Raw genomic sequence first — 21,832 nt, 5'->3', positions numbered from 1 at the left:
CGCCACCTAGGATCAGCCACGTGGAATGGGTTGCCCTCGGACTTCTCGCCGTCGCCGTCGTCGTGGTCACGGTGGGCGTCGTCACGGGTCGGCTCGACGCCCCCGGACTGGCCGCACCCACGTCCACGACCCCGCCGCTCGAGCTCCCACCGACCCTGACCAGTGCCGACGTCGACCACCTGAGCCTGGGCACGACGCTCTACGGCTACGTCCCGGCAGACGTCGATGCCGCCCTCGATGCGCGCCGGGATCGCCTCGCCGAGCAGGAGCGGGTCCTTGCGGAGCGGGACGGTCATGTTCACCCTGACGCGTGAGTCGCCGCTGCCGCCCACGGAGCTGTGGTCGCGCGTCGCCGCCCTCGCGGAGCACACCGAGACCGTCCCGTTGACCACGACCCTCGCTGACGCCGGTGAGCCGGGCGTCGGATGGCGGTTCACCGTGCGGACGGCCCTGGGGCCGCTCCGCTTCGACGACACGATGGTCGTGGAGGCCTGGGACGCCCCTCACCGGTGGCGGATTCGCAAGACCAGCCGCCTGGCCGGGTGGGCGCAGGTCGACGTCACCCCGTATGCCGGCGGGTCGCGCCTGACCTGGACCGAGGAGCTGTGGCTCGGGGTGCCGGGGCTGCGGCGCGTGACGAGAGCGGTCGGTGACCTGCTCGGCCCCCTCGTCTTCGGCCGCGTGGTCGACCGTCTCGTGTCGGAGCGGCCGTGATGTGGGCACTGCTCCTCAGCGCCCCCGTGGTCGTGGTGGCCCTGGCCATGGCGTGGTTCCTCGGGCGGCGTCCGGCAGGCGGCACGGGTGAACGCGCCGACGGCGGCGAGGACGAGGCGTTCGGCCTCCAGCTCATCGGCTACCCCGTTGCGCGGGTCGACGAGGTGCTGGAGCACCTCGACGCCCAGATCGCGACCAACGACACCCGGCTGAGCGGCACACCCTCCACCGTGTCCGCGGATCCGCTGGCTGGAACCGCCATCTCCGCGGACCGCAGGGGAGGGCCATCCCAGACGCCCGCGGTCGCGTCTGCGGACCCGGTTGCCGGAGCGGCCCCAGCCGCATCGGGAGTGGCGAGCGCCAAGGTGACGTGGAGGTGGCTCGACCTCGCCGTCGTGGCGGCCTATCTCGGAACCGCACTCCACGTGCTCAGCGGCCTCCTGGGCCGCACGTCCACGAGCTACCTCTCCCAGGGCGTCCAGGACCATCAGGCGTTCGAGTGGTACTTCGGGGCATCGGCCCGCAACGTCGCGACGCTGTCGAACCCGCTCTTCAGCGACCGCCAGAACTTCCCCGAGGGCGTCAACCTCATGGCCAACGCCGCGGTCACCGGCCTCGGCATCCCGCTCGCACCCCTGACCCTCGCCACGAGCGCCCACGTCACGTTCTTCGTCGTCGAGCTGCTCGGACTGGCCGGCACGGCTGCCGCCTGGTACTGGTTCATCCGCCGGCGCGGCCTCGGGCGCACGGCAGCCGCGGTCGGCGGGTGGTTCGTCGGGTTCGCCCCGGCCATGGTATCGCACGCCAACGGCCACCCGAACTTCGTCGCGCTCTTCCTCATCCCCGTCATCGTCGACCGGGTCCTGCGGCTGGCGGAGGGCGATGGGCGGCGACGCATCCGTGACGGAGTGGTCCTCGGGCTCCTGGTCACGTGGCAGATCTTCATCGGCGAGGAACCGTTGCTGCTCGCGGCGATCGGGATGGCGATCGCCGGCCTCGTGCTCCTCGCCCACCGCAGGCTCGACGTCGGGCGGGCGCTCCCCGGCGTGGGCCTGGGCGCGGCGCTCTGCCTCGCGCTCGTCGCCGTCCCCCTCTGGTGGCAGTTCGCCGGTCGACAGAGCTACACCTCGATCTTCCACCTGCCGGGCGGCAACGACCTAGCGGCGCTCTGGGGCCGCGCGACCCGAACCGTCGGTGCCGACCCCTTTGCCTCTGCTGCGGTGTCGATGAACCGCACCGAGGAGAACGCCTTCTTCGGCGTGCCGCTCTGGCTGCTCGCCGGCGTCATCGTGCTGACCCTGGTCCGCCGCCCGGCCGTCCAGGCGCTCGCGGCGGTGGTCCTCGTCAGCTCCTGGCTCTCGCTGGGAGAGGAGGTGCTCCTCCACGGCCGGCCCACCGGCATACCCGGTCTGTGGGCGCTGTTCGACCAGCTTCCCGTCATCGAGAACGTCCTGCCGACCCGCTTCGTCATGATCGCCGTGCCGGCCCTCGGGGGCCTGCTGGCCATCGGCATCGACGCCGCGATGAGGAGGTCCCCGCTCGGTCGCGACGACGCCGACGAGCTCGAGCTGCCTGCGTGGCTCCCACGGTTGGGTGGGTGGCTCGTGACTGCGGCGGCTGTCGTCGCCCTGCTGCCCGTCTTCCCGACGGCACTCCGCGTCGACCCCCGTCCGCCCGTGCCGACGTTCTTCACGGGCGACGCGTGGCGCGACTGGAGCCATGGCGGCTCGATCCTCGCCGTCCCCCCGACCGACATCGTCGACGCCCGGGCGTTCGACTGGCAGCTGGCCGCGGACACCATGGCCTTCCCGATCGTGGAGGGCTACTTCGTCGGCCCCAACGGCCGGCCCGACCGCGGCGGTCAGTACGGCGCAGTCCGCCGCCCCTTCTCCCTCTGGCTCTATGACGTCAACGCGGCCAACGCCGTCACACCTGCGACAGAGGCGCAACGGCTCCAGTTCGCCGAGGACCTGCGGGCGTGGCGAACCGATGCCGTCGTGCTGCCCATGCGCGCCGAGACGACGGCCCTGCGGGACTCGCTGATCACCGTGCTCGGGGACCCGGTCCGGGTCGAGGACGTTTTCGTGTGGGACGTGCGCGAGCTGCGGTCATGAGTGCCGACACCCGCTCGGCGAACGCGGCTCCCGCGACCTCGCGCTCCCTCCTCACCCTCGCCGGACGCTCGCACCTGACCACTCTCGCCCTGGCGCACCCGATCCGGACGATCCTCGTCGTCTACCTCGTCTCCCGGCTCGTCGCACTGGCCGCGATGTGGGTCGCCGCCACGTGGTTCCAGAACCCTGCCGGCGTGGGTCACCTCGACCCGACCGTCGGCGACCTCCTCGTCCTGTGGGACAGCGAGTGGTATGAAACCGTTGCGACACAGGGCTATCCGGTCCCGCTGCCGGCAGACCCCGCATCGGGCAAGCTCACCTACAGTGCCTGGGCCTTCTATCCGCTGTTCCCCCTCCTCGTGAAGGGACTGATGCTGCTCGGCATCCCCTTCACGGTCGCCGCGGTCGGCCTCAACGTCGTCCTGGGCGGTCTCGGAGCCGTCCTCATCTGGGCCCTCTTCCGCCACGGGCTCCATGCCGACCCGCAGCCGGGACGCGAACGGCTCGCCCTCGTGGCCGCCTGCCTGTGGTGCTTCTACCCGGCGACCGGGGTGATGCTCAAGGCCTACACCGAGCCGCTCGCGATCGTGCTCGTCGCAGCCTCGCTGCTCTATCTCATGAGACGCCGGTATGCCGTTGTCGCCCTGCTCGCGGTGCCGTTGGGCTTCACGCGCGGCGTCGCCGCAGCGATCGGGGTCGCGGCCCTCGTCCACCTCATCGTCCGGATCCGGGAGGAACGTGCCGCGGGAGTCCTGCCGTTGCGAGGTCAACGGGTCACGGCCTCGGCCATGCTCGTCGTCATCGGGCTGTCCGGCATCGCCTGGCCGGTGATCGTCGGTGCCGTGAGCGGCATACCGACCGCCTTCCTCGACGTGCAGGCGGCGTGGGGACAGAACCCCGCGTCGGGACCGTTCGTCCTCTGGTTGCAGTGGGCGTGGGATGCCCGCGGCGCCTTCGGCGCGGCAGTCCTCGTGGCCCTCTGCGGGACCTACGTCGGACTCATCCTCGGTCGGCACGGGCGGTGGATCCCCGTGGAGGTGCGAGCCTGGGCGGTCGCCTACCCGCTCTACCTCTTTGCCGTGGTCCGACCGATCACGAGCATGTGGCGCTTCCTGCTCCTCGACTTCCCCATCGCCGCACTGCTCGCGAGCGTCGCGATGAGGACCTCGACGGGGGAGCGGATCGTGACGCACTGGCGCAGGCGGGTGGCGATCCTCCTCGTGCCCATCCTCGCCGGTCTCGTCTGGTGGACGTGCGCCCTGCTGACCTACATGCCGTGGGGCTCACGACCTCCGTGATCGACCCCGGATTTCGCTCCCACCTCGCGGACAGGAATAATGGACCGGGACACCGGTGCGCCAACGCCGGCACGTGAACACGTGACGCACGACTGTGCGCCGCGGCAACGAAGGGAACACCCATGGCGGCAATGAAGCCCAGGACGGGCGACGGCCCTCTCGAGGTCACCAAGGAGGGTCGCGGCATCGTGCTCCGCATGCCTCTGGAGGGTGGTGGCCGACTCGTCGTCGAGATGACGCCGGACGAGGTGCGAGCGCTGGGTCAGGCCATCGACGACTGCGAGGCACTGAAGAAGTGACTCGTCGACTCTGACGTGTTGAGAGGGCCCGCACCGACATGGTGGGGGCCCTCTCGTCGTCGGTAGGGTCGAGTGCGTGCCTGCCGAAGATCTCCTCGCCCCGACCCTTCCCTCCTGGACGGCGGCCGACGGACCCCTCGCCGACGTCCTCGCCGATCTCGACCCGACCGACCTCGCGCTCGTCGTGGGCGTCGTTGACGGAGACGGGGACGGGCCCTGGGAGAGTCGCGCCCACGCCGCGCTGACGGAGGCGGGCTTCGCACCGGACGAGCTGGCCGAGACCCACGAGCCCTCCACGGCCGCAGGAGCCACGACGACGGTCCGTATGCCGCGTGGCGAGCTTCCCGTGCGCGTGCTGGTGCTCGTCGGGCTGGGTGACGCGGGTCCCGCCGACCTGCGTGCCGCCGGTGCCGCCGCAGGTCGGGCCACCCGGGGTCGCGCCCAGGTCGTGGCCCTGGCCCCGTCGTCCGACGAGGCCGGACAGGCAGCGTTCGTCGAGGGCGCGGTCCTCGGCGGATGGGCCCCCGCGAGGCTCACGGGAGGCGGGTGGACCTCGGGGTCGGACGTCGCCGGAGCGGTCGTCCTCGTCGACGCCGAGGGCGACGTCGTGGAGAGGGCTGTTCGACGGGCTCGCGCCACCCTGCTCGCCCGCAACCTCGCCAACACTCCCTCCAACATCAAGAACCCTGCCTGGATGGCCCGGCAGGCCTGCACCGTTGCGTCGCGCGCCGGCCTCGATGTCAAGGTCTGGGACGAGAAGGCCCTTGCCGCAGGCGGATTCGGAGGTCTCCTCGCTGTCGGCGGAGGGTCTGCGACTCCGCCGCGACTCGTCCAGCTCGGTTACACCCCCAAGGGGTCGGACGACTCGACCCCCCACGTCGTCCTCGTCGGCAAGGGCATCACCTTCGACTCCGGTGGCCTGCAGGTGAAGCCGGCCGAAGGGATGCTCGCCATGAAGACCGACATGTCCGGGTCCGCGGTTGTCCTGGCCGTCCTCGCGGCCTGCCGCGAGCTCGACGTGCCGGTCCGGGTGACCGGCCTCCTCGCTCTCGCCGAGAACATGGTGGACGGGGCGGCATACCGGCCCGGTGACGTCGTCACGCACTTCGGTGGGACGACCACCGAGATCGGCAACACCGACGCCGAGGGGCGCATCGTCCTCGCGGACGCGCTGGCCTATGCCGACGCCGAGCTCGACCCGGACGTGCTCGTCGACATCGCCACCCTCACGGGAGCGGCCAGGGTCGCCCTGGCGCGCAGCATGGCGCCGGTCTATGCCACCGACGGCGAGCTCTCGGAAGAGCTGCGTGCAGCCGGCGAGACAGCAGGTGAGACGCTCTGGCCCTTCCCGCTGGTGCAGGCCTACCGTCAGGCACTGGAGTCCGACGTGGCCGACATCAACCACATCGGGCCCTCGGTCGGAGGTGGCTCGATCACGGCAGCACTCTTCCTGCGGGAGTTCGTGGGGGAGCGTCGCTGGGCCCACCTCGACATCGCCGGTCCCGGCCGGTCCGATGTCGACTCCGGAGTCCACGGCAAGGGTGGGACGGGGTTCGGTGCACGACTGCTGCTGCGATGGTTGGAAGGTCTCTCATGAACGCCGGATACGGGCTGGCAGTGCGTTGGTCCCTCGAGGACGCCCCCGAGAACGCACCGGACCTGCTGCGTGAGTACGTCGTGGGGACCTCGATCGCCCGCTTCATGTTCCTCGACGGGCTGGCCTTCAAGGTGTGGCGCATGCGCGAGGGTGAGTGGTTCGAGGGGACCTACGTCTTCGACAGCGAGCAGGAGCGCAAGGTCTTCCGCGAGGAGTTCGAGGCCACCGCCGCCGAGTCCAAGGGCACCGAGCTCATCGGCTCTTCACCCATCGCGATCGAGGAGTTCGAGGTCGTGGCGATCGCCGAGGGGCCGGCCGGCTTCCGTCGCGGAGCCGGGCCCCGGGTCGACGCCCACGCCTGAGCGCGGCTCCACCCGACTTCGTGCCGCTTCACCCGAGCTGCCAACCCGGGTCGAGCTCCCCTTTATCGGGTCACCCGATAATGCGGCAGGGCGACGCTGTCGGGGTCAGCGCTTGACGGCGATGAGCAGGCCGTCGCTGACCGGGAGCAGCGCCGGCAGGAGGTCGTCGTTGTCGCGCAGCGACTTGCCAAGGTCTCGCAGGATGCTGGTCTCACCGTCCCGTGCCGCGGGGTCGGCGACCTTGTCGTGCCAGAGCATGTTGTCGAGGGCCAGCACGCCGCCGCTGCGCAGCAGCCGGAGCCCGTGCTCCACGTATGCCGGGTAGCTCGCCTTGTCGGCGTCGATGAGCACCATGTCGTAGGCACCGTCGGTCATGCGGGGCAACACGTCGGTGGCGCGCCCCGAGATCACGCGGGTGCGCTGCGTCGGGTAGCCCGCCGCGGCGTAGGCCTCGCGGGCGGCCTTCTGGTGCTCCGGCGAGATGTCGATCGTGGTGAGGACGCCGTCCTGGGGCATCCCGGCGAGGAGCCACAGCCCCGAGGTGCCCGCACCGGTGCCGACCTCGATGACGTGCCTGGCACCGATGGCCGCTGTGAGGAGTCGCAGGGTCGCGCCCGCACCGGTCCCGACAGGGGTCGCAGCCTCGAACGCGAGACCGCGAGAGCGCGCCTGCTCGATCACCTCGGGCTCGGGGACGAAGTCCTCGGCGTACGACCAGCTCGCGGGCTTGAGGGTGCTCATGGGCGGCAACCCTACTCGCGCGGGGACACCCGAACGGACTCACAGCCGGCACACAGCGTTCTCCGGAACATTTCCCGGTTCCGACGCGTAGACACCTGTGACATGGACAGCCAGGTGGCCACGGAGCAGGGGACGACGATGACGAGCGACGCCGGTGCGGCCACGGGGGAGTGGACGCCGCCGTCGTGGGAGCAGATCGTCGAGGAGCACTCGGCCCGGGTCTACCGCCTGGCCTATCGCCTCACCGGCAACGTGCACGACGCCGAGGACCTCACTCAGGACGTCTTCATCCGGGTGTTCCGCTCGCTGCACACCTATCGTCCGGGCACGTTCGAGGGCTGGCTGCACCGCATCACGACCAACGTCTTCCTCGACAAGATGCGCCGCAAGCAGCGCATCAGGTTCGACGCGCTCTCGGACGAGTCCGCGGCCCGGCTGCCCGCCCGTGAGGCCGGCCCGGAGCAGACCTTCGCCGACACGCACTTCGACGACGACGTGCAGCGTGCGCTCGACTCCCTCGCGCCCGACTTCCGCGCCGCGGTGGTGCTCTGCGACATCGAGGGCCTGTCCTACGAGGAGATCGCGGCGACGCTCGACATCAAGCTGGGCACCGTGCGCTCCCGCATCCACCGCGGTCGCGCCCAGCTCAGGGAGGCCCTGGCCCACCGTGCCCCCGAGGTGCGCAACGCCCCCGCGTCCTCGCCGTCACTCCGGCCGGGGCTCCTCACGCCCGCGCGAGGTGCCGTGTGATCCACCTGTCGCGTCCCTCGCGCTGCCGGCTCGACGAGCTCCCCGACTACGTGTCGGGCCAGCTCTCGGCGCAGCGCACCCTCGACTGGGACCGGCACCTCATCTCGTGCGTGGGTTGTCAGCACGCCGTCGCCGGCGAGCGCCGGCTCCAGTCACTGCTGGCGTCGGGATGCCCGTCGATGCCCGGCAGCCTCCACGCGCAGCTCGTCGCGCTCGCCTCGTCGATGACCGGACCGGCGACGGCCCAGACGAGCGAGCGCGCACCACTCGAGATGGTGGCGCCGTCCGCCCCACCGGCACACCGCAGTCCCCTGCGGTCGGCCGCGATCGCGACCGCCGCAGCTGGGGCCACGGCGGCGGTCGCCTGGACCCTTACCATCGCCGGGACAGGGGCGGTCACCACGACCGTCACCTCGGTCGGTGGCGCGTCCCCGTCGGTGCGCCCCGCGGTCGGCTCACCTGGTCCGTCCGTGGGTGGTCTGCGGGCCCGCAGTGTCTCCACCGGGTGGACGAGCAGCACCTCTGTTCGGAATCTCGACCTGTGCGAGGCAGAATCGCGGGCATGACCGAGGACAGCGAACGCCACGACGAGGCAGAGCAGCCCCGCGTCGATCCGGACCACACGCAAGAGGTCGACCTGAGCCACACCCAGGAGTTCGGTCCACCTCCGGGTCAGCCGCCGCTGCTGCCGCCCCACGAACCCACCCGTGACTCGACATGGGCCGACCGTGCGCCCACCTACGGCGAACCCGCCCCTCGCTACACGCAGCCGGCCTCGAACTACGCCCCACCAGCCTCGCCCTACGCCCCACCGCCCCGGGACCAGGCCACGACGGGGTCGAGCCACGGGGCCCTGCCACCCGCCAACGGTCCGCAGGGCTGGGGCTCGGGTGAGCACCCGGCATACCCGCAGAATCCGTATGCCGCGTCAGCGGCTCCCAGCACCGACGCGCGTGACCGGAAGCGCGGACCGGGGTGGTGGGGGGTCTTCCTCATCGCGGGCCTCGCTGCCCTGCTCGCGGGCCTGGGTGGTGGTCTCCTCGGCGGCTGGCTGGGAGCCACCGACCGCTTCGACGGCCTTGACGTGTCGAGCTCCGAGGCCAGTGGTCCGACGCCCGAGCCCGGCGCCGGCGCGACGACGCGACCGGACGGCTCGGTGGCCAACATCGCCGCCAAGGCCATCCCCAGCGTCGTGACCATCCGGGTCGAGGCAGATGCGGGCGATGGCACCGGCTCGGGCTGGGTACTCGACGACAAGGGCCACATCGTCACCAACAACCACGTCGTCTCGGCGGCAGCCCGCCAGGGCGAGATCACGGTCGTGCTCACCAACGGCAAGCAGGCCAAGGCGACCATCGTCGGCCGCGACGTGTCCTACGACCTGGCCGTCCTCAAGGTCGACCGCACCGACCTCACCCCCCTGCCGCTCGGCGACTCGGCCCAGGTCGTCGTCGGCGACCCGGTCATCGCCGTGGGCGCGCCGTTGGGCCTCGAGTCGACGGTGACGACCGGCATCGTGTCGGCGCTCAACCGGCCGGTCACTCCCGGCGAGGCCGACGACCAGTCGTTCATCAACGCCATCCAGACCGACGCAGCGATCAACCCGGGCAACTCTGGTGGTCCGCTCCTCGACATGCAGGGACGCGTCATCGGGATCAACTCGGCCATCGCCCGCGTCGCGGGCAATGCCATCGGCGGGCAGAGCGGCAACATCGGTGTCGGGTTCGCCATCCCCAGTGCCCAGGTCAAGATCACGGTGGACCAGCTCATCCGCACGGGCAAGGCCGAGCACCCGATCATCGGCGTCCTTCTCGATCGTGAGTTCCAGGGTGAGGGCGTGCGGATCGCCGACGACTCCGGTGACACCCCCGCGGTCACACCCGACGGACCAGCTGCCAAGGCCGGTCTCAAGGCCGGTGACGTCATCACCGCCTTCGAGGGTCGACCCATGATCGACCCCGATGCCCTTGTCGTCGCGATCAGGTCCAAGCCGGTCGGATCGACGGTCACCCTGACCGTGCTGCGTGACGGCAAGCCCCGGGATGTCAAGATGGTGCTCCAGGGCAGAAGCGACTGACGCGCGTCACAGCGCACAGGAGGACGCGTGTTCGGCATCAATGGCTGGGAGATCGTTCTCCTTGCCCTCATCGCTGTCTTCGTGCTCGGGCCGGAGCGGTTGCCTGAGTACGCCCAGAAGCTCGCCCAGCTCATCAAGAAGGGGCGGGTGATGGCCGAGGGCGCCAAGGGGCAGCTCAAGGACCAGCTCGGGCCCGACTACGAGGACATCAACTGGCGCCAGTACGACCCGCGCCAGTACGACCCGCGGCGGATCGTGCGCGAAGCACTGATCGAGCCCCTCGAGGATGCCGCGTCAGGCCTGAAGTCGGACGGCAACAACCCCGACATGGGTGAGGTCGACGTCCTCGACGACAGTGCGCTGACCTTCGGGTCGGACGAGGGTGGCTGGGACCCGCTGCGTCCCACGCCCTACGACGTCGACGCCACGTAGGTCCAGCTCAGTCGGTGCCGCCGACCACTCGATGCGCGTCGTAGAGCCTGGTCTGTCAGCGGCCGGAGGGCGTGAGGCCGAGGGAGCGTCCGGCGAGACCGCGGGAGCGGGTGCCGAGCTCGCGGGCGATGCCGCGCAGGGCCACCGCCGCGGGTGACGTCGACTCGCTGAGCACCACGGGCATGCCCTGGTCGGAACCGATGCGCAGCGTCGTGTCGAGCGGGATCTGTCCGAGCAGCGGCACGGGCGCGCCGATGCTGCGAGTGAGCGAGTCCGCGACGATCTGACCGCCACCGGACCCGAAGATCTCCTGACGGGAGCCGTCGGGCAGCTCGAGCCAGGACATGTTCTCGATGACGCCGGCGACGCGCTGGTGGGTCTGGATGGCGATCGCCCCGGCACGCTCGGCGACCTCGGCCGCGGCCTGCTGCGGGGTCGTCACCACGAGGATCTCGGCGCCGGGGATGAGCTGGGCGACCGAGATCGCGATGTCGCCAGTGCCCGGGGGCAGGTCGAGGAGCAGGATGTCGAGGTCGCCCCAGAAGACGTCGGCGAGGAACTGCTGGAGCGCCCGGTGGAGCATCGGTCCACGCCAGACGACGGGCTGGTTGCCCGGCACGAACATGCCGATCGAGATGACCTTCACTTCGTGCGCGATGGGCGGCAGGATCATCTCGTCGACCTGCGTGGGTCGCTGCTCGACACCCAGCATGCGCGGGATGGAGAAGCCGTAGATGTCGGCGTCGACGACACCGACCTTCAGACCCTGCTGGGCCAACGCAGCCGCGAGGTTGGCCGTGATCGACGACTTGCCGACGCCGCCCTTGCCCGACGCCACGGCATACACGCGGGTCAGGCTGCCCGGCTTCGCGAAGGGGATCTCCTTCTCGGCTGCGCCTCCACGGAGGTTGGTGCGCAGCTCGGCCCGCTGCTCCTCGGACATGACGCCCAGGGTGACGTCGACCGCGTTCACCCCGGCGACCTTGAGAAGGGCGTTGGTGGTGTCGTTGGTGAGGGTCTCCTTGAGCGGGCAGCCCGCGATCGTCAGGAGGATCGTCACGGCGACGCGACCGGTGTCGTCACACTCCACGGACTCGACCATGCCGAGCTCGGTGATCGGCTTGCGGATCTCGGGGTCGTTGACGGTGGCAAGGGCGGCGCGCATCGCCTCGTCGCTCACAGGTACAGCAGTGACAGGCATTGCTCCATGCTAGGTCGAGCGCCGCGATCCACCCTCATCGGTCCGGCGCTTCTGGCTGTCTGACGCGTCACGCCGGCCGGGCTTGTCCGCCTTGGCGAGCCGGCCGATGACGAGTCCTCGCTCCTCCATCTCGTCGAGGAGGTCACGCAGCTCACCACGCACGAAGTCACGGGTGGCGGAGTCACGCATCGCGATGCGCAACGCTGCCACCTCCCGGGTGAGGAACTCGGTGTCGGCGAGGTTGCGCTCGTCCCGGGTCCGGTCCTGCTCCAGCATCACGCGGTCGCGGTCGGCCTGTCGGTTCTGCGCGAGCAGGATGAGGGGAGCGGCATACGACGCCTGCAGGCTGAGCATGAGGGTGAGGAAGATGAAGGGGTACTCGTCGAAGCGCCAGTCCTGCGGTGCGGCGAGGTTCCACACGACCCACGCGAGGACGAAGAACGTCATGCCGATGAGGAAGTACGCCGTCCCCATGTAGCGCGCGAACTTCTCGGACAGCACACCGAAAGCCTCCGAGGTGAGGGCCTCCGGTCGGGTGAGGAACTGGCGGCGAGCCTCGCGAGGCTGGTCCAGACGAGGCGCGCGGTCGCGACGCTCAGCCATGAGTCGTCACCTCGTGCCGGTCATCGCGCCAGTCGTCCGGCAGCAGGTGGTCGAGGACGTCGTCGACGGTGACGGCGCCGACGAGCAGGCCGTTCTCGTCGACCACCGGGAGAGCGATGAGGTCGTAGGTCGCGAGCATCCGGGTGACCTGACCCATGGTCGCCTCGGTCGTGACGGGCTCGACGTCCTTGTCGAGGATGGTGCCCACGGAGGCGTGCGGCGGCTCGCGCAGCAGCCGCTGGATGTGGACCATCCCGAGGAACTTCCCGGTGGGGGTCTCCAGGGGCGGGCGACAGACGAAGACGGTGCAGGCCATCGTCGTCGACAGCTCCTGGCGTCGGACCACGGCCAGCGCCTCGGCGATCGACGCGTCCGGGCCGAGGATGACCGGCTCGGTCGTCATGAGTCCGCCGGCGGTGTTCTCGTCATAGGTCAGCAGGCGTCGGAGGTCGGCGGCCTCGTCGGGCTCCATGAGCTGCAGCAGCTCCTCCTGGCGCTCGGCGGGCAGCTCGGCGAGGAGGTCGGCCGCGTCGTCGGGCTCCATCGCTTCGAGGACGTCGGCGACGCGGTCGTTGCCGAGTCCGGAGATGAGCTCGACCTGCTCGTCCTCGGGCAGCTCCTCGAGGACGTCGGCGAGCTGGTCGTCGGCGAGGGCCGCGGCGACCTCGGCCCGTCGCTTGACGGGCAGGTCGTGGATGGCTTCGGCGAGGTCGGCTGGCTTGAGGTCCTCGTAGTGCTCGAGCAGCCGCGCGGCGCTCTGCTCGTCGGCCGTGTCGCGCAGGCCCGTGACGTCCTCGACGGGGACGACGAACGTCTCACCCCGTCGGCGCCCGAGACGGGTCAGCGGGGTGCGGTTGGACGTGCGCCGGACGAAGACACGCGTCACCGACCAGCTGCGGGCGTGGTTCTGCTCGAGGCCGATGTCCTCGACGGTGGCCTCGACGGTCTCGCCCTGCTCGTCACGCACCTGCACGTGGCGCTCGATGAGCTCGGCGAGGACGAGGGTCTCGTTGGGACGCTGCTCGAAGCGACGCATGTTGACGAGGCCGGTCGTGATGACCTGCCCACCATCGACGGAGGTTACGCGTGTCATCGGCACGAAGACGCGGCGGCGGCCGGGCACCTCGACGACGAGGCCGATGACCCGAGGTCTGGACCGCTGCACGCTGAAGGTCAGGACGACGTCCCGAACGCGACCGACCGGGTCGCCCAGGGGGTCGAACACGGCCAGCTCGGCCAGTCGGCCGACGAAGACTCGGGTGCTCGTGCTCACGACGACAGGCTAGTCGTGTCCGCGGCAGTGCCAGCGCCACGACCCGGTCAGCGCGCGTCGTGACGGTGGCCTGAGCGAGTCAGCTGCGTCCGCGACCGCGCCAGTGCCACGGGCGCCAGCGCGCCGTCGTGCCGCGGGCGGGGGAGACGGTCACACGACCCGACCCGGCGGCATACCCTCCAGGACCTTCCTCGGGTATGCCGTGTGGCGTGAGGACGTGGATCGTGGCACCTTCGCGCCACCGGGCGAGGACGTCGCCGGTCGCGTTGAGCCGCTTGGCCACCAGGACCTCGGCGGCGCGGTCCCACTTGGGCGAGGCCGGGTCGAGGGAGCGCACGGTCGCTCTGAGCCGGAGGAGGCGGGCGCCGGTGTCCTTGCTGCGCAGGATGACCGTCACCTCGTCGGGAAGGAAGGGCAGCGTCTGCTCCCCGATGCCCGAGACGACGTGGACGGCGGGCCCTGCGCCACGAGGATCCTCGTCGTCGTGCCACACGAACCAGACGGCGTGGGTGCTGCCGTCCGGGATCTCGATCCACAGCACGCCGGACTTGCTTGCGGCCTCGGCCAGGAGGCGCGTGACATTGACGGAGGTCTGTCCGGGGGTCGGGATCGGCGAGCCGCTCACGGCGTGAACTGTCTCATAACGCCCGGCTCGCCCGCACTGCTAGCGTCCGGCAACATGCGCTCACCCAAGGACTTCTTCGGCCCGCTCGCCGTCGGTGCTCCGGCGCCGGTGCGCGAGGTCCCGGCCCTGCCCAGCCGGATGATCCACTTCTTCGACCCCAGCAACGAGAAGATGGCGGCCAAGGTCCCCGGCATGGTGGGCACGGTCGACGTCCTCCTCGGCAACCTCGAGGACGCCGTCAGGGCCGACCGCAAGGAAGCCGCCCGTCAGGGCCTCGTCGACATCGCCAGGGCGACCGACTTCGGTGACAGCACGCAGCTCTGGACCCGCATCAACAGCCTCGACAGCCCGTGGGTCCTCGACGACCTCGTCACCCTGGTCACGGAGATCGGCGACAGGCTCGACGTCATCATGGTGCCCAAGGTGCAGGGGCCCGAGGACATCCACTACGTCGACCGCATCCTCGCGCAGCTCGAGGCACGCGCCGGGCTCAAGCGCCCGATCCTCGTCCACGCGATCCTCGAGACGGCCCGGGGCGTGGCCAACGTGGAGGAGATCGCCGGTGCGTCGCCGCGCATGCAGGGCATCAGCCTGGGCCCGGCGGACCTCGCCGCCGACCGTCGCATGAAGACGACACGCGTGGGTGGCGGACACCCGGGCTACCTCGTGCGGCAGGACCCGGCCAAGGACCTCGGTGAGGGCGTGGACCCGGTCGCCGCCGAGCGCGCGACCTACCAGCAGGACCTCTGGCACTACACGATCGCCCGCATGGTCGACGCCTGCGCGATGCACGGGATCTTCCCGTACTACGGCCCCTTCGGGGACATCAAGGACGTCGTGGCGTGCGAGGACCAGTTCCGCAACGCCTTCCTCCTCGGCTGCGTGGGCACCTGGACGCTGCACCCGGTCCAGATCGACATCGCCAAGCGTGTCTTCAGTCCCTCCGCCGAGGACGTCGCGCACGCGCGTCGGGTCAAGGAGGCGATGGGTGACGGCACAGGCGCCGTCATGCTCGACGGCAGGATGGAGGACGACGCCTCGCTCAAGCAGTGCCTCGTCATCCTCGAGCTGGCCGAGCGTCTCGGTGCGAGCGACCCCGACCTCGCAGCCCTGTATGCCGTGCCGGCACCGAACGCTGACGGTGAGGCGTCCTGATGGGTGGGCAGGCGGCATACACGCCTCGTCGGTCCGTGCTCTACATGCCGGGCTCCAACGAGCGCGCGCTCGAGAAGGCGAAGACACTGCCGGTCGACGGACTGATCCTCGACCTCGAGGACGCCGTCGCACCTGACCACAAGGAGGCCGCACGTGAGAACGCCTGTGCCGCAGTCGCATCAGGCGCGTATGGCAACCGCGAGGTGACGATCCGGGTCAACGGCATCGGCACCCGGTGGCACGAGGCCGACCTCGCCGCTGCCGCTGCTGCCGGACCGGCCGGCGTCGTCGTGCCCAAGGTCGGCTCGGCCGACGAGGTGCGCTCGCTCGTGGCTGGGCTCGAGGCCGCCGGCGCGCCGGAGCACACGAAGCTCTGGGCCATGATCGAGACGCCCCGGGCCGTGTTCGACGTGCGTGAGATCGCGGCAGCGTCGCCGCGCCTCGCAGTCCTCGTGCTCGGCACCAACGACCTCGTCAAGGAGCTGCACGCCGACCATGTGCCGGGACGCGGGCCGCTCGTCACCGCGCTGCAGCTGTCGCTGCTCGCGGCTCGGGAGGCGGGCATCGCCATCCTCGACGGCGTGCACAACGACGTGAAGAACGCCGAGGGCTTCGAGGCGGAGTGCGTCCAGGGTCGTGACTTCGGTTTTGACGGCAAGACCCTCATCCACCCGGCGCAGGTCGAGCCGTGCAACGCCATCTTCGCTCCGAGCGAGGACGCGGTCGCAGATGCACGCGGCATTCTCGAGGCCTGGGAGGCTGGAGCAGGCAGTGGTGTCGTCACGCACAACGGCCGCATGATCGAGAACCTGCACGTCGACATGGCGCGTCGGGTCCTCGCCATTCACGACGTGATCTCCAAGCGCTAGAGTTCGTTCTCGAGCATCCTGCGTGTCAGCGCGGGCCCGGCCCGCTCTGGTGCGTCTCCGGGAGTCACGGGGAGCCGGACGAAGGGCAGGGCGGTCATGGACATCCAGCGACACGAGGTCAGCCGCAGGGCGGCCGTGGCCGCAGTGGTCGGGGCTGGCGCGTTCGGGGTGGCGGGAGTCGTCGCGACCCCTGCCCACGCAGCAGTCCGCACCCTCGAGCGCGGCCACACCGGTGCCGACGTCCTCGCGTTGCAGAAGCGGCTGGCACAGCTCAGGTACTGGGTGGGCACGCCCGACGGGACCTTCGGGCACCTGACGCAGCAGGCCGTGTGGGCCCTGCAGAAGGTGGCCGGGGTCAGCCGCACCGGCAAGGTCGCCGCAGTCGAGCGCTCCCTGCTCAGCCGAGGCGTTCGCACACGCCCGAGGTCGACCAGCGGGAACGTGCTCGAGGTCGACCTCGCGCGCCAGCTCCTCTTCGTCATCGGCAACGGCGCCCTGGTCTACGTCCTCAACACGAGCACCGGCAGTGGCGAGCGCTACTACTCGGGCTCGAGCTGGAAGACGGCTCGCACGCCCACCGGCAGCTACTCGATCTACTACCGGTGGCCCAACGGCTGGCAGAACGGCTCGCTCGGCTCCATGTGGCGCCCGACGTACTGGAAGGGCGACTTCGCGATCCATGGATCCCAGTCCATCCCGCCCTACCCCGCCTCGCACGGCTGCTGCCGGGTGAGCACCGCGGCGCAGGACATGCTCTGGGCCCAGGGACGGGTCGCCATCGGCCGCAGGGTCTGGGTCTACTGACCCCGGCCGGCCGCCCCGACCTCGGCTGACCCGCTCGAGTCACCAGCTGCTTCCGGCGGCGCGCGCCGCCGCGTCCCCGAAGAGCAGGTCGGCGTCGACGTCGAGCCCGCGCCGCCTGAACCATTCGCACATGACCCGGATGTCGCGCTCGAGGAACTCGAAGCCGTGCGGGTTGCCGACCACGTCGACGATCTGCGGCCAGTCGATGACGACGAGCCGCTCGTCGTGGACGAGGACGTTGTAGGGCGAGAGGTCGCCGTGCGCCCAGCCTTCCTCGGCGAGGGTGAGGACGACGTCGCGGAACTCCTCGAACAGCTGGGGGAGCAGGTCCGCAGACGGCCTCGTCTGGACGAGGCGAGGAGCAGCGGTTCGGCCCTCACCGATGAACTCCATGAGCATCTCGGTCTCGCTGAGCTGCACCGGATAGGGAACCGGGAGGCCGAGCTCCCAGAGCCGACCCAGCGCGTCGAACTCGGCCGCCGCCCACTGCCCGGCGATCATGGCGCGCCCGAACTCGGTGCGACGCGCCATGGCCCTTGTCTCGCGGCTCTTGCGGACGCGTCGGCCCTCGAGGTAGCCGCCGTCGCGGTGGAAGAGCCGGTTCTCGCTGCCGCGGTATCTCTTGGCAGCGAGCAGGCTGTCCCGGGCCGGTGTGGCCGTGGCGGCCGGGAGGCTCGGGACCCAGCGCCGGATCAGGTGGACATCTGCCTCCTTGCCGGTCTTGAGGACGCCGAGGTCCTCCTCGACGGCGCCGAGGGCGGTGATGACCCAGTCGGGTCGGGGGGTGGGGCCGTGCATGGCGCCGTCCCAGGAGGACCAGCGCTCGCCCTCGGGTGGGGCGTCGGGGAAGCTGTCAGTGGCGAAGAGCGGTGACTCGGTGGTGCTGTCGTGCAAGGGCATGGTGGGACTCCGTGTGCAGAAGGTGCAGGGCGCAGGAACGGCCCAGGACAGTCGTGGACATGTCGTGCCTCCTCGGAGTCCGGTGCACGGCGGCGTGTGCCGTGCGTCTGGGTCCCAGCGTCCCAGACGAGGGACGGCGCCTGCCACTGCATTTCCGGCCCGCTCGGGCGTGGCAGTGGCTACGTTGTAGGGAGCCCGTCCGGGCAGCCATGAAAGGGACAACCATGCGCAGACCTCTCACCGCCGCCGCGACCGCCCTGGCTGCAATCGCCTCGTGCGTCGCCTTCGCCGCTCCCTCCAGCGCCATCAACACGTACAACTCGGCCCCGGCACCGGAGCGCACGGAGGTCGGCGCGTTCGTCGGCCTCTACGACCGCGACGGTGACGGCTACCTCGACCGGCTCCGTTGGTACTGCAGCGGGACGATGGTCGACGACGACACCTACCTCACGGCAGCACACTGCACGACGGGTGGGCTCCCCGACGACCGCTACTTCGTCAGCCTCGAGCAGGACGTCCAGGGTCTGCTCGATGCCTACGACGTCGACCACGGTCCAGTGCCGACCGACCCTGCGGCTCTCGAGGCCTACCTCGAGACCAAGACCCAGTACTTCCTCGACCAGGGCTGGATCGTCGAGGGCACGCCGCACCAGGACCCCGACTATCCGGGGAACGGTGCCGACAGCCATGACATCGGCGTCGTCGACTTCGCCGACTGGGACGTCACCCCGCAGGACGTGTGGGACTTCATCCCAGCCACCCTCCCCACGGCCGGTCAGCTCGACGAGCTGGGTTCTCGTGCGCTGGACGCCGCCGACTGGCTGACCGTCGGCTACGGCACCAGCGAGGCGGTGCGCGGACCGGGCGGCCACACCCACCCGGGCGGCGGCGAGCGGCTCAAGGCGCTGGTCGACTTCAACGCGCTCAACCCGACCTGGGTCCGGCTGGCGATGAACGCGTCGCGAGGTCTCGGCGGCGCCTGCTACGGAGACTCAGGTGGACCCAACTTCGTCGAGCTGGACGGCGAGCTCGTTCTCGCCGCGACGACGATCACCGGTGACGCTCCCTGCTATGCCACCAACGTCGCCTACCGGCTCGACTCCGAGAGCGCCCGGGACTTCCTCGAGCCCTTCGTCGACCTGCCCTGACCCGGCGTCGCCGCTGAGCCGGCAGATCGGGTGCACGCACCCGACCTGCCGGCTCAGGCGCGTTCGGGTGGGGGGACTCACACCCGGGATCGGTGGGCGCGGAGGGGGGCGGGCGGCATACTCGAAAGGTCTGCCCACACCCCCGACGAAGGTGGTTTCCACGCATGTCCCGGCTCCAGCGCACTGAAGGTCTCACGGACGAGCAGAGCGAGCTGATCAAGCTCGTGCGGCAGTTCGTCGAGGAGCAGATCCTCCCGGTGGCGCAGCAGCTCGAGCACGCGGACGAGTACCCCACCGAGATCGTCGAGGGCATGAAGGAGATGGGGATCTTCGGGCTGATGATCCCGGAGGAGTACGGCGGTCTGGGGGAGTCGCTGCTGACCTACGCGCTGTGCGTCGAGGAGATCGCGCGCGGCTGGATGTCGGTGTCCGGCATCATCAACACGCACTTCATCGTGGCCTACATGCTGCTGCAGCACGGCACCGAGGAGCAGAAGCAGCGCTACCTTTCGCGCATGGCGACCGGGGAGGTCCGCGGCGCGTTCTCGATGTCCGAGCCGGGGCTGGGCTCCGACGTGGCCGCGATCAAGTCCAAGGCGATCGCCGGGGAGGGTGAGGGCGAGGACCAGAAGTGGACGGTCAACGCCCAGAAGATGTGGCTGACCAACGGTGGTTCGTCGAACCTCGTGGCCGTTCTCGTCAAGACCGACCTCGGTGAGTCCGACTCGCCCTACAAGAACATGACGACGTTCCTCGTCGAGAAGGAGCCCGGCTTCGGACAGACCGCACCGGGTGTCACGGTGCCCGGCAAGATCGACAAGATGGGCTACAAGGGCGTCGACACAACGGAACTCATCCTCGAAGGACATGAGACGACCTCCGCGCAGATCCTCGGCGGAGTGCCCGGCAAGGGTTTCTACCAGATGATGGACGGGGTCGAGGTCGGCCGCGTCAACGTCGCCGCGCGCGCCTGTGGGCTCGCCCGTCGCGCCTTCGAGCTCGGCATCGCCTACGCCCAGCAGCGCGAGACCTTCGGCAAGCAGATCGCGCAGCACCAGGCGATCATGTTCCGCCTCGCCGACATGGCGACCAAGGTCGAGGCCGGGCACCAGATGATGGTCAAGGCCGCCCGCCTCAAGGACGCTGGGCAGCGCAACGACCTCGAGGCCGGCATGGCCAAGTACCTCGCCGCCGAGTACTGCCACGACGTCGTGGAGCAGTCCTTCCGCATCCACGGTGGTTACGGCTACTCCAAGGAGTACGAGATCGAGCGGCTCTACCGCGAGGCGCCCATGCTGCTCATCGGCGAGGGGACCGCCGAGATCCAGAAGATGATCATCGGTCGCCGGCTGTTGGAGGAGTACGCGCTCAAGCGCTGACGCCTGCGGCGCCGGACCGTCCCGTATGCCGGCCAGCCACCTCTCAGCCGTCGTCCAGTCCCAGGTGGGAGACTGGGGCCATGAGCACCCAACCGACGCGCGGTCTCGGGCCCGCGGCCGCTGCCCGGATCCTGTCCCTCGAGTACCCCATGTCCCTCGGCGTGCACGACACCTACGCGTCGGCGCAGAAGGTCGTGGACTACCTGTCCGACCACGAGTTCCCCGTCGAGAACGTCCTCATCGTCGGCACCGACCTCAAGCAGCTCGAGCGGGTCACGGGCCGGCTCACGCGAAGCCGGATCCTGCTCGGTGGATTGCTGTCCGGCGCCTGGCTCGGTCTGCTCATCGGCCTGATCTTCGCGCTGTTCGACACGAGTGGCTTCTCGTGGACCTCCGTCGTCGCCACCGTGGTCTTCGGGTCCGTGTTCGGTGCCATCTGGGCGCTGGTCGGCTACTCGCTCACCGGTGGTCAGCGGGACTTCACGTCCGTGACCCAGGTCGTCGCGACGAAGTACGAAGTGCTCACCGAGCACAAGCACGCCACCCGTGGGCGTGAGCTCATCGCCGAGATGGATCCCATGGCAGCGGCTCAGGCAGAGGCGCAGCGGGCACAGGAAGCGGCTCGCCGGACCCACCCCGGCACGTCGGCGACGGGCTGACCGTCCGCACTGCTGGTGATGCGCAACGGGCTGATGGACGACCACCCGCAGGTCTAGCCTGAGATCCATGGATGCGCCCCGGAACGCCCCTCTGGAATCGCTGACCGAGGACTTCTCCTCGGTCCTGTGCGTCGTCGCCCACCCCGACGACATCGAGTACGGCACGGCCGCCGCCGTGGCCAAGTGGACCGCGGCGGGCAAGACGGTCACCTACTTCCTGCTCACCCGCGGCGAGGCCGGCATCGACACGATGTCTCCGGCCGAGGCGGGCCCGGCGCGTGAGGCCGAGGAGCGCGCGAGTGCCGCGGTCGTCGGCGTCACCGAGGTGGACTTCGGCGACCACAAGGACGGGAACGTCGAGTACTCACTGGACCTCCGTCGCGACATCGCCCGCGAGATCCGGCGCAGGAAGCCGGAGTTCGTCATCACTGGCGACTACGGGAACCGGTTCGTCCAGGGCATGCTGAACCAGGCCGACCACCGGGCGGTGGGACTGGCCTGCGCCGATGCCGTTGCGGACGCCGGCAACCGGTGGATCTTCCCCGAGCTCGTCAACGAGGGCTTCGAGCCGTGGAACGTCGGGATGCTCGCGTTCGCGGGGTCGATGAACCCGACGCACTACGTCGACGTCGGAGACAAGGTCGCGGTGGCCGTGGCGTCCCTGGAGGAGCACGCGGCCTACAACTCCGCGCTGCCGGACGAGTTCCCCAAGCCGGACCAGCTCGTGCCCATGATCCTCGAGATGGGTGCCCAGGCAGCGCAGGCCGAGGGCGTCACGCACGCCGTCGCGCTCGACGTCGTCAACCGCCGCTGAGCCCGGCTGTCCGGGACG

The 21,832-nt window shown here is 70.2% G+C and carries 24 protein-coding genes; 18 read left to right on the top strand and 6 right to left on the bottom strand.

The genetic code is table 11. The features are described 5' to 3' along the window. Positions 1–20 precede the first annotated feature (20 nt). The 7 genes from ACFQW8_RS03240 to ACFQW8_RS03210 all read left to right on the top strand — a co-directional run bounded on the left by ACFQW8_RS03240 (position 21) and on the right by ACFQW8_RS03210 (position 6,384). Entirely contained in the window at positions 21–314 is a 294-nt protein-coding gene (locus ACFQW8_RS03240) for a hypothetical protein (protein WP_380085540.1), read from the top strand. Beyond that, positions 295–714, top strand: coding sequence for an SRPBCC family protein (locus ACFQW8_RS03235; RefSeq protein WP_380085539.1), 420 nt, complete (start codon positions 295–297; stop codon positions 712–714). The genes ACFQW8_RS03240 and ACFQW8_RS03235 overlap by 20 nt, the downstream gene beginning before the upstream one ends. Beyond that, the gene (locus ACFQW8_RS03230) at positions 711–2,828 is read left to right on the top strand and encodes a hypothetical protein (protein WP_380085538.1); all 2,118 of its coding nucleotides are present in this window, start codon (positions 711–713) and stop codon (positions 2,826–2,828) included. Before ACFQW8_RS03235 ends, ACFQW8_RS03230 begins: the two co-directional genes overlap by 4 nt. Beyond that, positions 2,825–4,126, top strand: a complete 1,302-nt coding sequence (locus ACFQW8_RS03225; RefSeq protein ID WP_380085537.1) for a hypothetical protein — start codon at positions 2,825–2,827, stop codon at positions 4,124–4,126. The genes ACFQW8_RS03230 and ACFQW8_RS03225 overlap by 4 nt, the downstream gene beginning before the upstream one ends. 122 nt (positions 4,127–4,248) lie before the next feature. Beyond that, positions 4,249–4,425: a DUF3117 domain-containing protein gene (locus ACFQW8_RS03220; protein WP_082569572.1), complete on the top strand. Its 177-nt coding sequence runs from the start codon at positions 4,249–4,251 to the stop codon at positions 4,423–4,425. A 76-nt stretch (positions 4,426–4,501) separates the two neighbouring features. Further along, a complete protein-coding gene (locus ACFQW8_RS03215) occupies positions 4,502–6,022 on the top strand; it encodes a leucyl aminopeptidase family protein (RefSeq protein WP_380085536.1) in 1,521 nt (506 codons plus the stop codon). Further along, a complete protein-coding gene (locus ACFQW8_RS03210; protein ID WP_380085535.1) occupies positions 6,019–6,384 on the top strand; it encodes a hypothetical protein in 366 nt (121 codons plus the stop codon). The genes ACFQW8_RS03215 and ACFQW8_RS03210 overlap by 4 nt, the downstream gene beginning before the upstream one ends. Before the next feature lie 105 nt (positions 6,385–6,489). Here the strand turns inward: ACFQW8_RS03210 and ACFQW8_RS03205 are convergent, their stop codons facing one another. Further along, positions 6,490–7,125, bottom strand: a complete 636-nt coding sequence (locus ACFQW8_RS03205; protein WP_380085534.1) for an O-methyltransferase — start codon at positions 7,123–7,125, stop codon at positions 6,490–6,492. 102 nt (positions 7,126–7,227) lie between these two features. Here ACFQW8_RS03205 and sigE point away from each other — a divergent pair, with 102 nt between their 5' ends. Genes sigE through ACFQW8_RS03185 form a run of 4 tightly spaced genes read left to right on the top strand, consistent with a single transcriptional unit; the run spans position 7,228 to position 10,384 of the window. Beyond that, positions 7,228–7,875: an RNA polymerase sigma factor SigE gene (sigE, locus tag ACFQW8_RS03200; protein WP_380085533.1), complete on the top strand. Its 648-nt coding sequence runs from the start codon at positions 7,228–7,230 to the stop codon at positions 7,873–7,875. Continuing rightward, a complete protein-coding gene (locus ACFQW8_RS03195; protein WP_380085532.1) occupies positions 7,872–8,441 on the top strand; it encodes a hypothetical protein in 570 nt (189 codons plus the stop codon). Before sigE ends, ACFQW8_RS03195 begins: the two co-directional genes overlap by 4 nt. After that, positions 8,438–9,952 (top strand): S1C family serine protease, encoded by a 1,515-nt coding sequence (locus ACFQW8_RS03190; protein ID WP_380085531.1) that lies wholly within the window; start codon positions 8,438–8,440, stop codon positions 9,950–9,952. The genes ACFQW8_RS03195 and ACFQW8_RS03190 overlap by 4 nt, the downstream gene beginning before the upstream one ends. A gap of 27 nt (positions 9,953–9,979) precedes the next feature. Continuing rightward, a complete protein-coding gene (locus tag ACFQW8_RS03185) occupies positions 9,980–10,384 on the top strand; it encodes a hypothetical protein (protein WP_380085530.1) in 405 nt (134 codons plus the stop codon). Positions 10,385–10,439: 55 nt separating this feature from the next. Here the strand turns inward: ACFQW8_RS03185 and ACFQW8_RS03180 are convergent, their stop codons facing one another. From ACFQW8_RS03180 to ACFQW8_RS03165, 4 genes are all read right to left on the bottom strand, one after another. Beyond that, positions 10,440–11,585, bottom strand: a complete 1,146-nt coding sequence (locus tag ACFQW8_RS03180; protein ID WP_380085529.1) for an Mrp/NBP35 family ATP-binding protein — start codon at positions 11,583–11,585, stop codon at positions 10,440–10,442. Between the two features lie 9 nt (positions 11,586–11,594). Continuing rightward, the gene (locus ACFQW8_RS03175; RefSeq protein ID WP_380085528.1) at positions 11,595–12,188 is read right to left on the bottom strand and encodes a DUF1003 domain-containing protein; all 594 of its coding nucleotides are present in this window, start codon (positions 12,186–12,188) and stop codon (positions 11,595–11,597) included. Next, positions 12,181–13,461 carry a magnesium transporter MgtE N-terminal domain-containing protein gene (locus ACFQW8_RS03170; protein WP_380085527.1) on the bottom strand — a complete coding sequence of 427 codons (1,281 nt, stop codon included), beginning with the start codon at positions 13,459–13,461 and terminating at the stop codon, positions 12,181–12,183. Before ACFQW8_RS03170 ends, ACFQW8_RS03175 begins: the two co-directional genes overlap by 8 nt. Before the next feature lie 79 nt (positions 13,462–13,540). Then, positions 13,541–14,086, bottom strand: a complete 546-nt coding sequence (locus ACFQW8_RS03165; RefSeq protein ID WP_380085526.1) for a hypothetical protein — start codon at positions 14,084–14,086, stop codon at positions 13,541–13,543. 54 nt (positions 14,087–14,140) lie between these two features. Here ACFQW8_RS03165 and ACFQW8_RS03160 point away from each other — a divergent pair, with 54 nt between their 5' ends. The 3 genes from ACFQW8_RS03160 to ACFQW8_RS03150 all read left to right on the top strand — a co-directional run bounded on the left by ACFQW8_RS03160 (position 14,141) and on the right by ACFQW8_RS03150 (position 16,914). Continuing rightward, positions 14,141–15,241, top strand: a complete 1,101-nt coding sequence (locus ACFQW8_RS03160; RefSeq protein WP_380085525.1) for an HpcH/HpaI aldolase/citrate lyase family protein — start codon at positions 14,141–14,143, stop codon at positions 15,239–15,241. After that, positions 15,241–16,110 carry an HpcH/HpaI aldolase/citrate lyase family protein gene (locus ACFQW8_RS03155; protein ID WP_380085524.1) on the top strand — a complete coding sequence of 290 codons (870 nt, stop codon included), beginning with the start codon at positions 15,241–15,243 and terminating at the stop codon, positions 16,108–16,110. The genes ACFQW8_RS03160 and ACFQW8_RS03155 overlap by 1 nt, the downstream gene beginning before the upstream one ends. Positions 16,111–16,206: 96 nt before the next feature. Continuing rightward, positions 16,207–16,914 (top strand): L,D-transpeptidase family protein, encoded by a 708-nt coding sequence (locus tag ACFQW8_RS03150; protein WP_380085523.1) that lies wholly within the window; start codon positions 16,207–16,209, stop codon positions 16,912–16,914. Between the two features lie 39 nt (positions 16,915–16,953). On the opposite strand, the gene ACFQW8_RS03145 is transcribed toward ACFQW8_RS03150, so the two are convergent. After that, positions 16,954–17,814: a serine protein kinase RIO gene (locus ACFQW8_RS03145; protein ID WP_380085522.1), complete on the bottom strand. Its 861-nt coding sequence runs from the start codon at positions 17,812–17,814 to the stop codon at positions 16,954–16,956. Positions 17,815–18,038: 224 nt separating this feature from the next. Here ACFQW8_RS03145 and ACFQW8_RS03140 point away from each other — a divergent pair, with 224 nt between their 5' ends. From ACFQW8_RS03140 to ACFQW8_RS03125, 4 genes are all read left to right on the top strand, one after another. Then, positions 18,039–18,962, top strand: a complete 924-nt coding sequence (locus tag ACFQW8_RS03140; RefSeq protein ID WP_380085521.1) for a hypothetical protein — start codon at positions 18,039–18,041, stop codon at positions 18,960–18,962. 164 nt (positions 18,963–19,126) lie between these two features. Next, positions 19,127–20,341 carry an acyl-CoA dehydrogenase family protein gene (locus tag ACFQW8_RS03135; protein WP_380085520.1) on the top strand — a complete coding sequence of 405 codons (1,215 nt, stop codon included), beginning with the start codon at positions 19,127–19,129 and terminating at the stop codon, positions 20,339–20,341. Positions 20,342–20,421: 80 nt separating this feature from the next. After that, complete coding sequence (locus ACFQW8_RS03130; RefSeq protein ID WP_380085519.1) at positions 20,422–21,000, top strand: general stress protein; 579 nt, start codon at positions 20,422–20,424, stop codon at positions 20,998–21,000. 67 nt (positions 21,001–21,067) lie between these two features. Then, positions 21,068–21,814: a PIG-L deacetylase family protein gene (locus ACFQW8_RS03125; protein WP_380085518.1), complete on the top strand. Its 747-nt coding sequence runs from the start codon at positions 21,068–21,070 to the stop codon at positions 21,812–21,814. The last annotated feature ends 18 nt before the right edge of the window (positions 21,815–21,832 follow it).

Source organism: Knoellia altitudinis, from assembly GCF_042666355.1.
Lineage (GTDB): Bacteria > Actinomycetota > Actinomycetes > Actinomycetales > Dermatophilaceae > Knoellia > Knoellia altitudinis.
Note: the sequence above shows the minus strand (reverse complement) of the source record. Positions and strands in the feature narration are given on the sequence as shown.

Coding starts and splice junctions, on each gene's coding strand:
- ACFQW8_RS03235 (WP_380085539.1), top strand. CDS start 295: ATGTTCACCCTGACGCGTGAGTCGCCGCTGCCGCCCACGGAGCTGTGG.
- ACFQW8_RS03225 (WP_380085537.1), top strand. CDS start 2,825: ATGAGTGCCGACACCCGCTCGGCGAACGCGGCTCCCGCGACCTCGCGC.
- ACFQW8_RS03220 (WP_082569572.1), top strand. CDS start 4,249: ATGGCGGCAATGAAGCCCAGGACGGGCGACGGCCCTCTCGAGGTCACC.
- ACFQW8_RS03210 (WP_380085535.1), top strand. CDS start 6,019: ATGAACGCCGGATACGGGCTGGCAGTGCGTTGGTCCCTCGAGGACGCC.
- ACFQW8_RS03205 (WP_380085534.1), bottom strand. CDS start 7,125: ATGAGCACCCTCAAGCCCGCGAGCTGGTCGTACGCCGAGGACTTCGTC.
- sigE (WP_380085533.1), top strand. CDS start 7,228: ATGGACAGCCAGGTGGCCACGGAGCAGGGGACGACGATGACGAGCGAC.
- ACFQW8_RS03190 (WP_380085531.1), top strand. CDS start 8,438: ATGACCGAGGACAGCGAACGCCACGACGAGGCAGAGCAGCCCCGCGTC.
- ACFQW8_RS03180 (WP_380085529.1), bottom strand. CDS start 11,585: ATGCCTGTCACTGCTGTACCTGTGAGCGACGAGGCGATGCGCGCCGCC.
- ACFQW8_RS03175 (WP_380085528.1), bottom strand. CDS start 12,188: ATGGCTGAGCGTCGCGACCGCGCGCCTCGTCTGGACCAGCCTCGCGAG.
- ACFQW8_RS03160 (WP_380085525.1), top strand. CDS start 14,141: ATGCGCTCACCCAAGGACTTCTTCGGCCCGCTCGCCGTCGGTGCTCCG.
- ACFQW8_RS03155 (WP_380085524.1), top strand. CDS start 15,241: ATGGGTGGGCAGGCGGCATACACGCCTCGTCGGTCCGTGCTCTACATG.
- ACFQW8_RS03150 (WP_380085523.1), top strand. CDS start 16,207: ATGGACATCCAGCGACACGAGGTCAGCCGCAGGGCGGCCGTGGCCGCA.
- ACFQW8_RS03145 (WP_380085522.1), bottom strand. CDS start 17,814: ATGCCCTTGCACGACAGCACCACCGAGTCACCGCTCTTCGCCACTGAC.
- ACFQW8_RS03140 (WP_380085521.1), top strand. CDS start 18,039: ATGCGCAGACCTCTCACCGCCGCCGCGACCGCCCTGGCTGCAATCGCC.
- ACFQW8_RS03135 (WP_380085520.1), top strand. CDS start 19,127: ATGTCCCGGCTCCAGCGCACTGAAGGTCTCACGGACGAGCAGAGCGAG.
- ACFQW8_RS03130 (WP_380085519.1), top strand. CDS start 20,422: ATGAGCACCCAACCGACGCGCGGTCTCGGGCCCGCGGCCGCTGCCCGG.
- ACFQW8_RS03125 (WP_380085518.1), top strand. CDS start 21,068: ATGGATGCGCCCCGGAACGCCCCTCTGGAATCGCTGACCGAGGACTTC.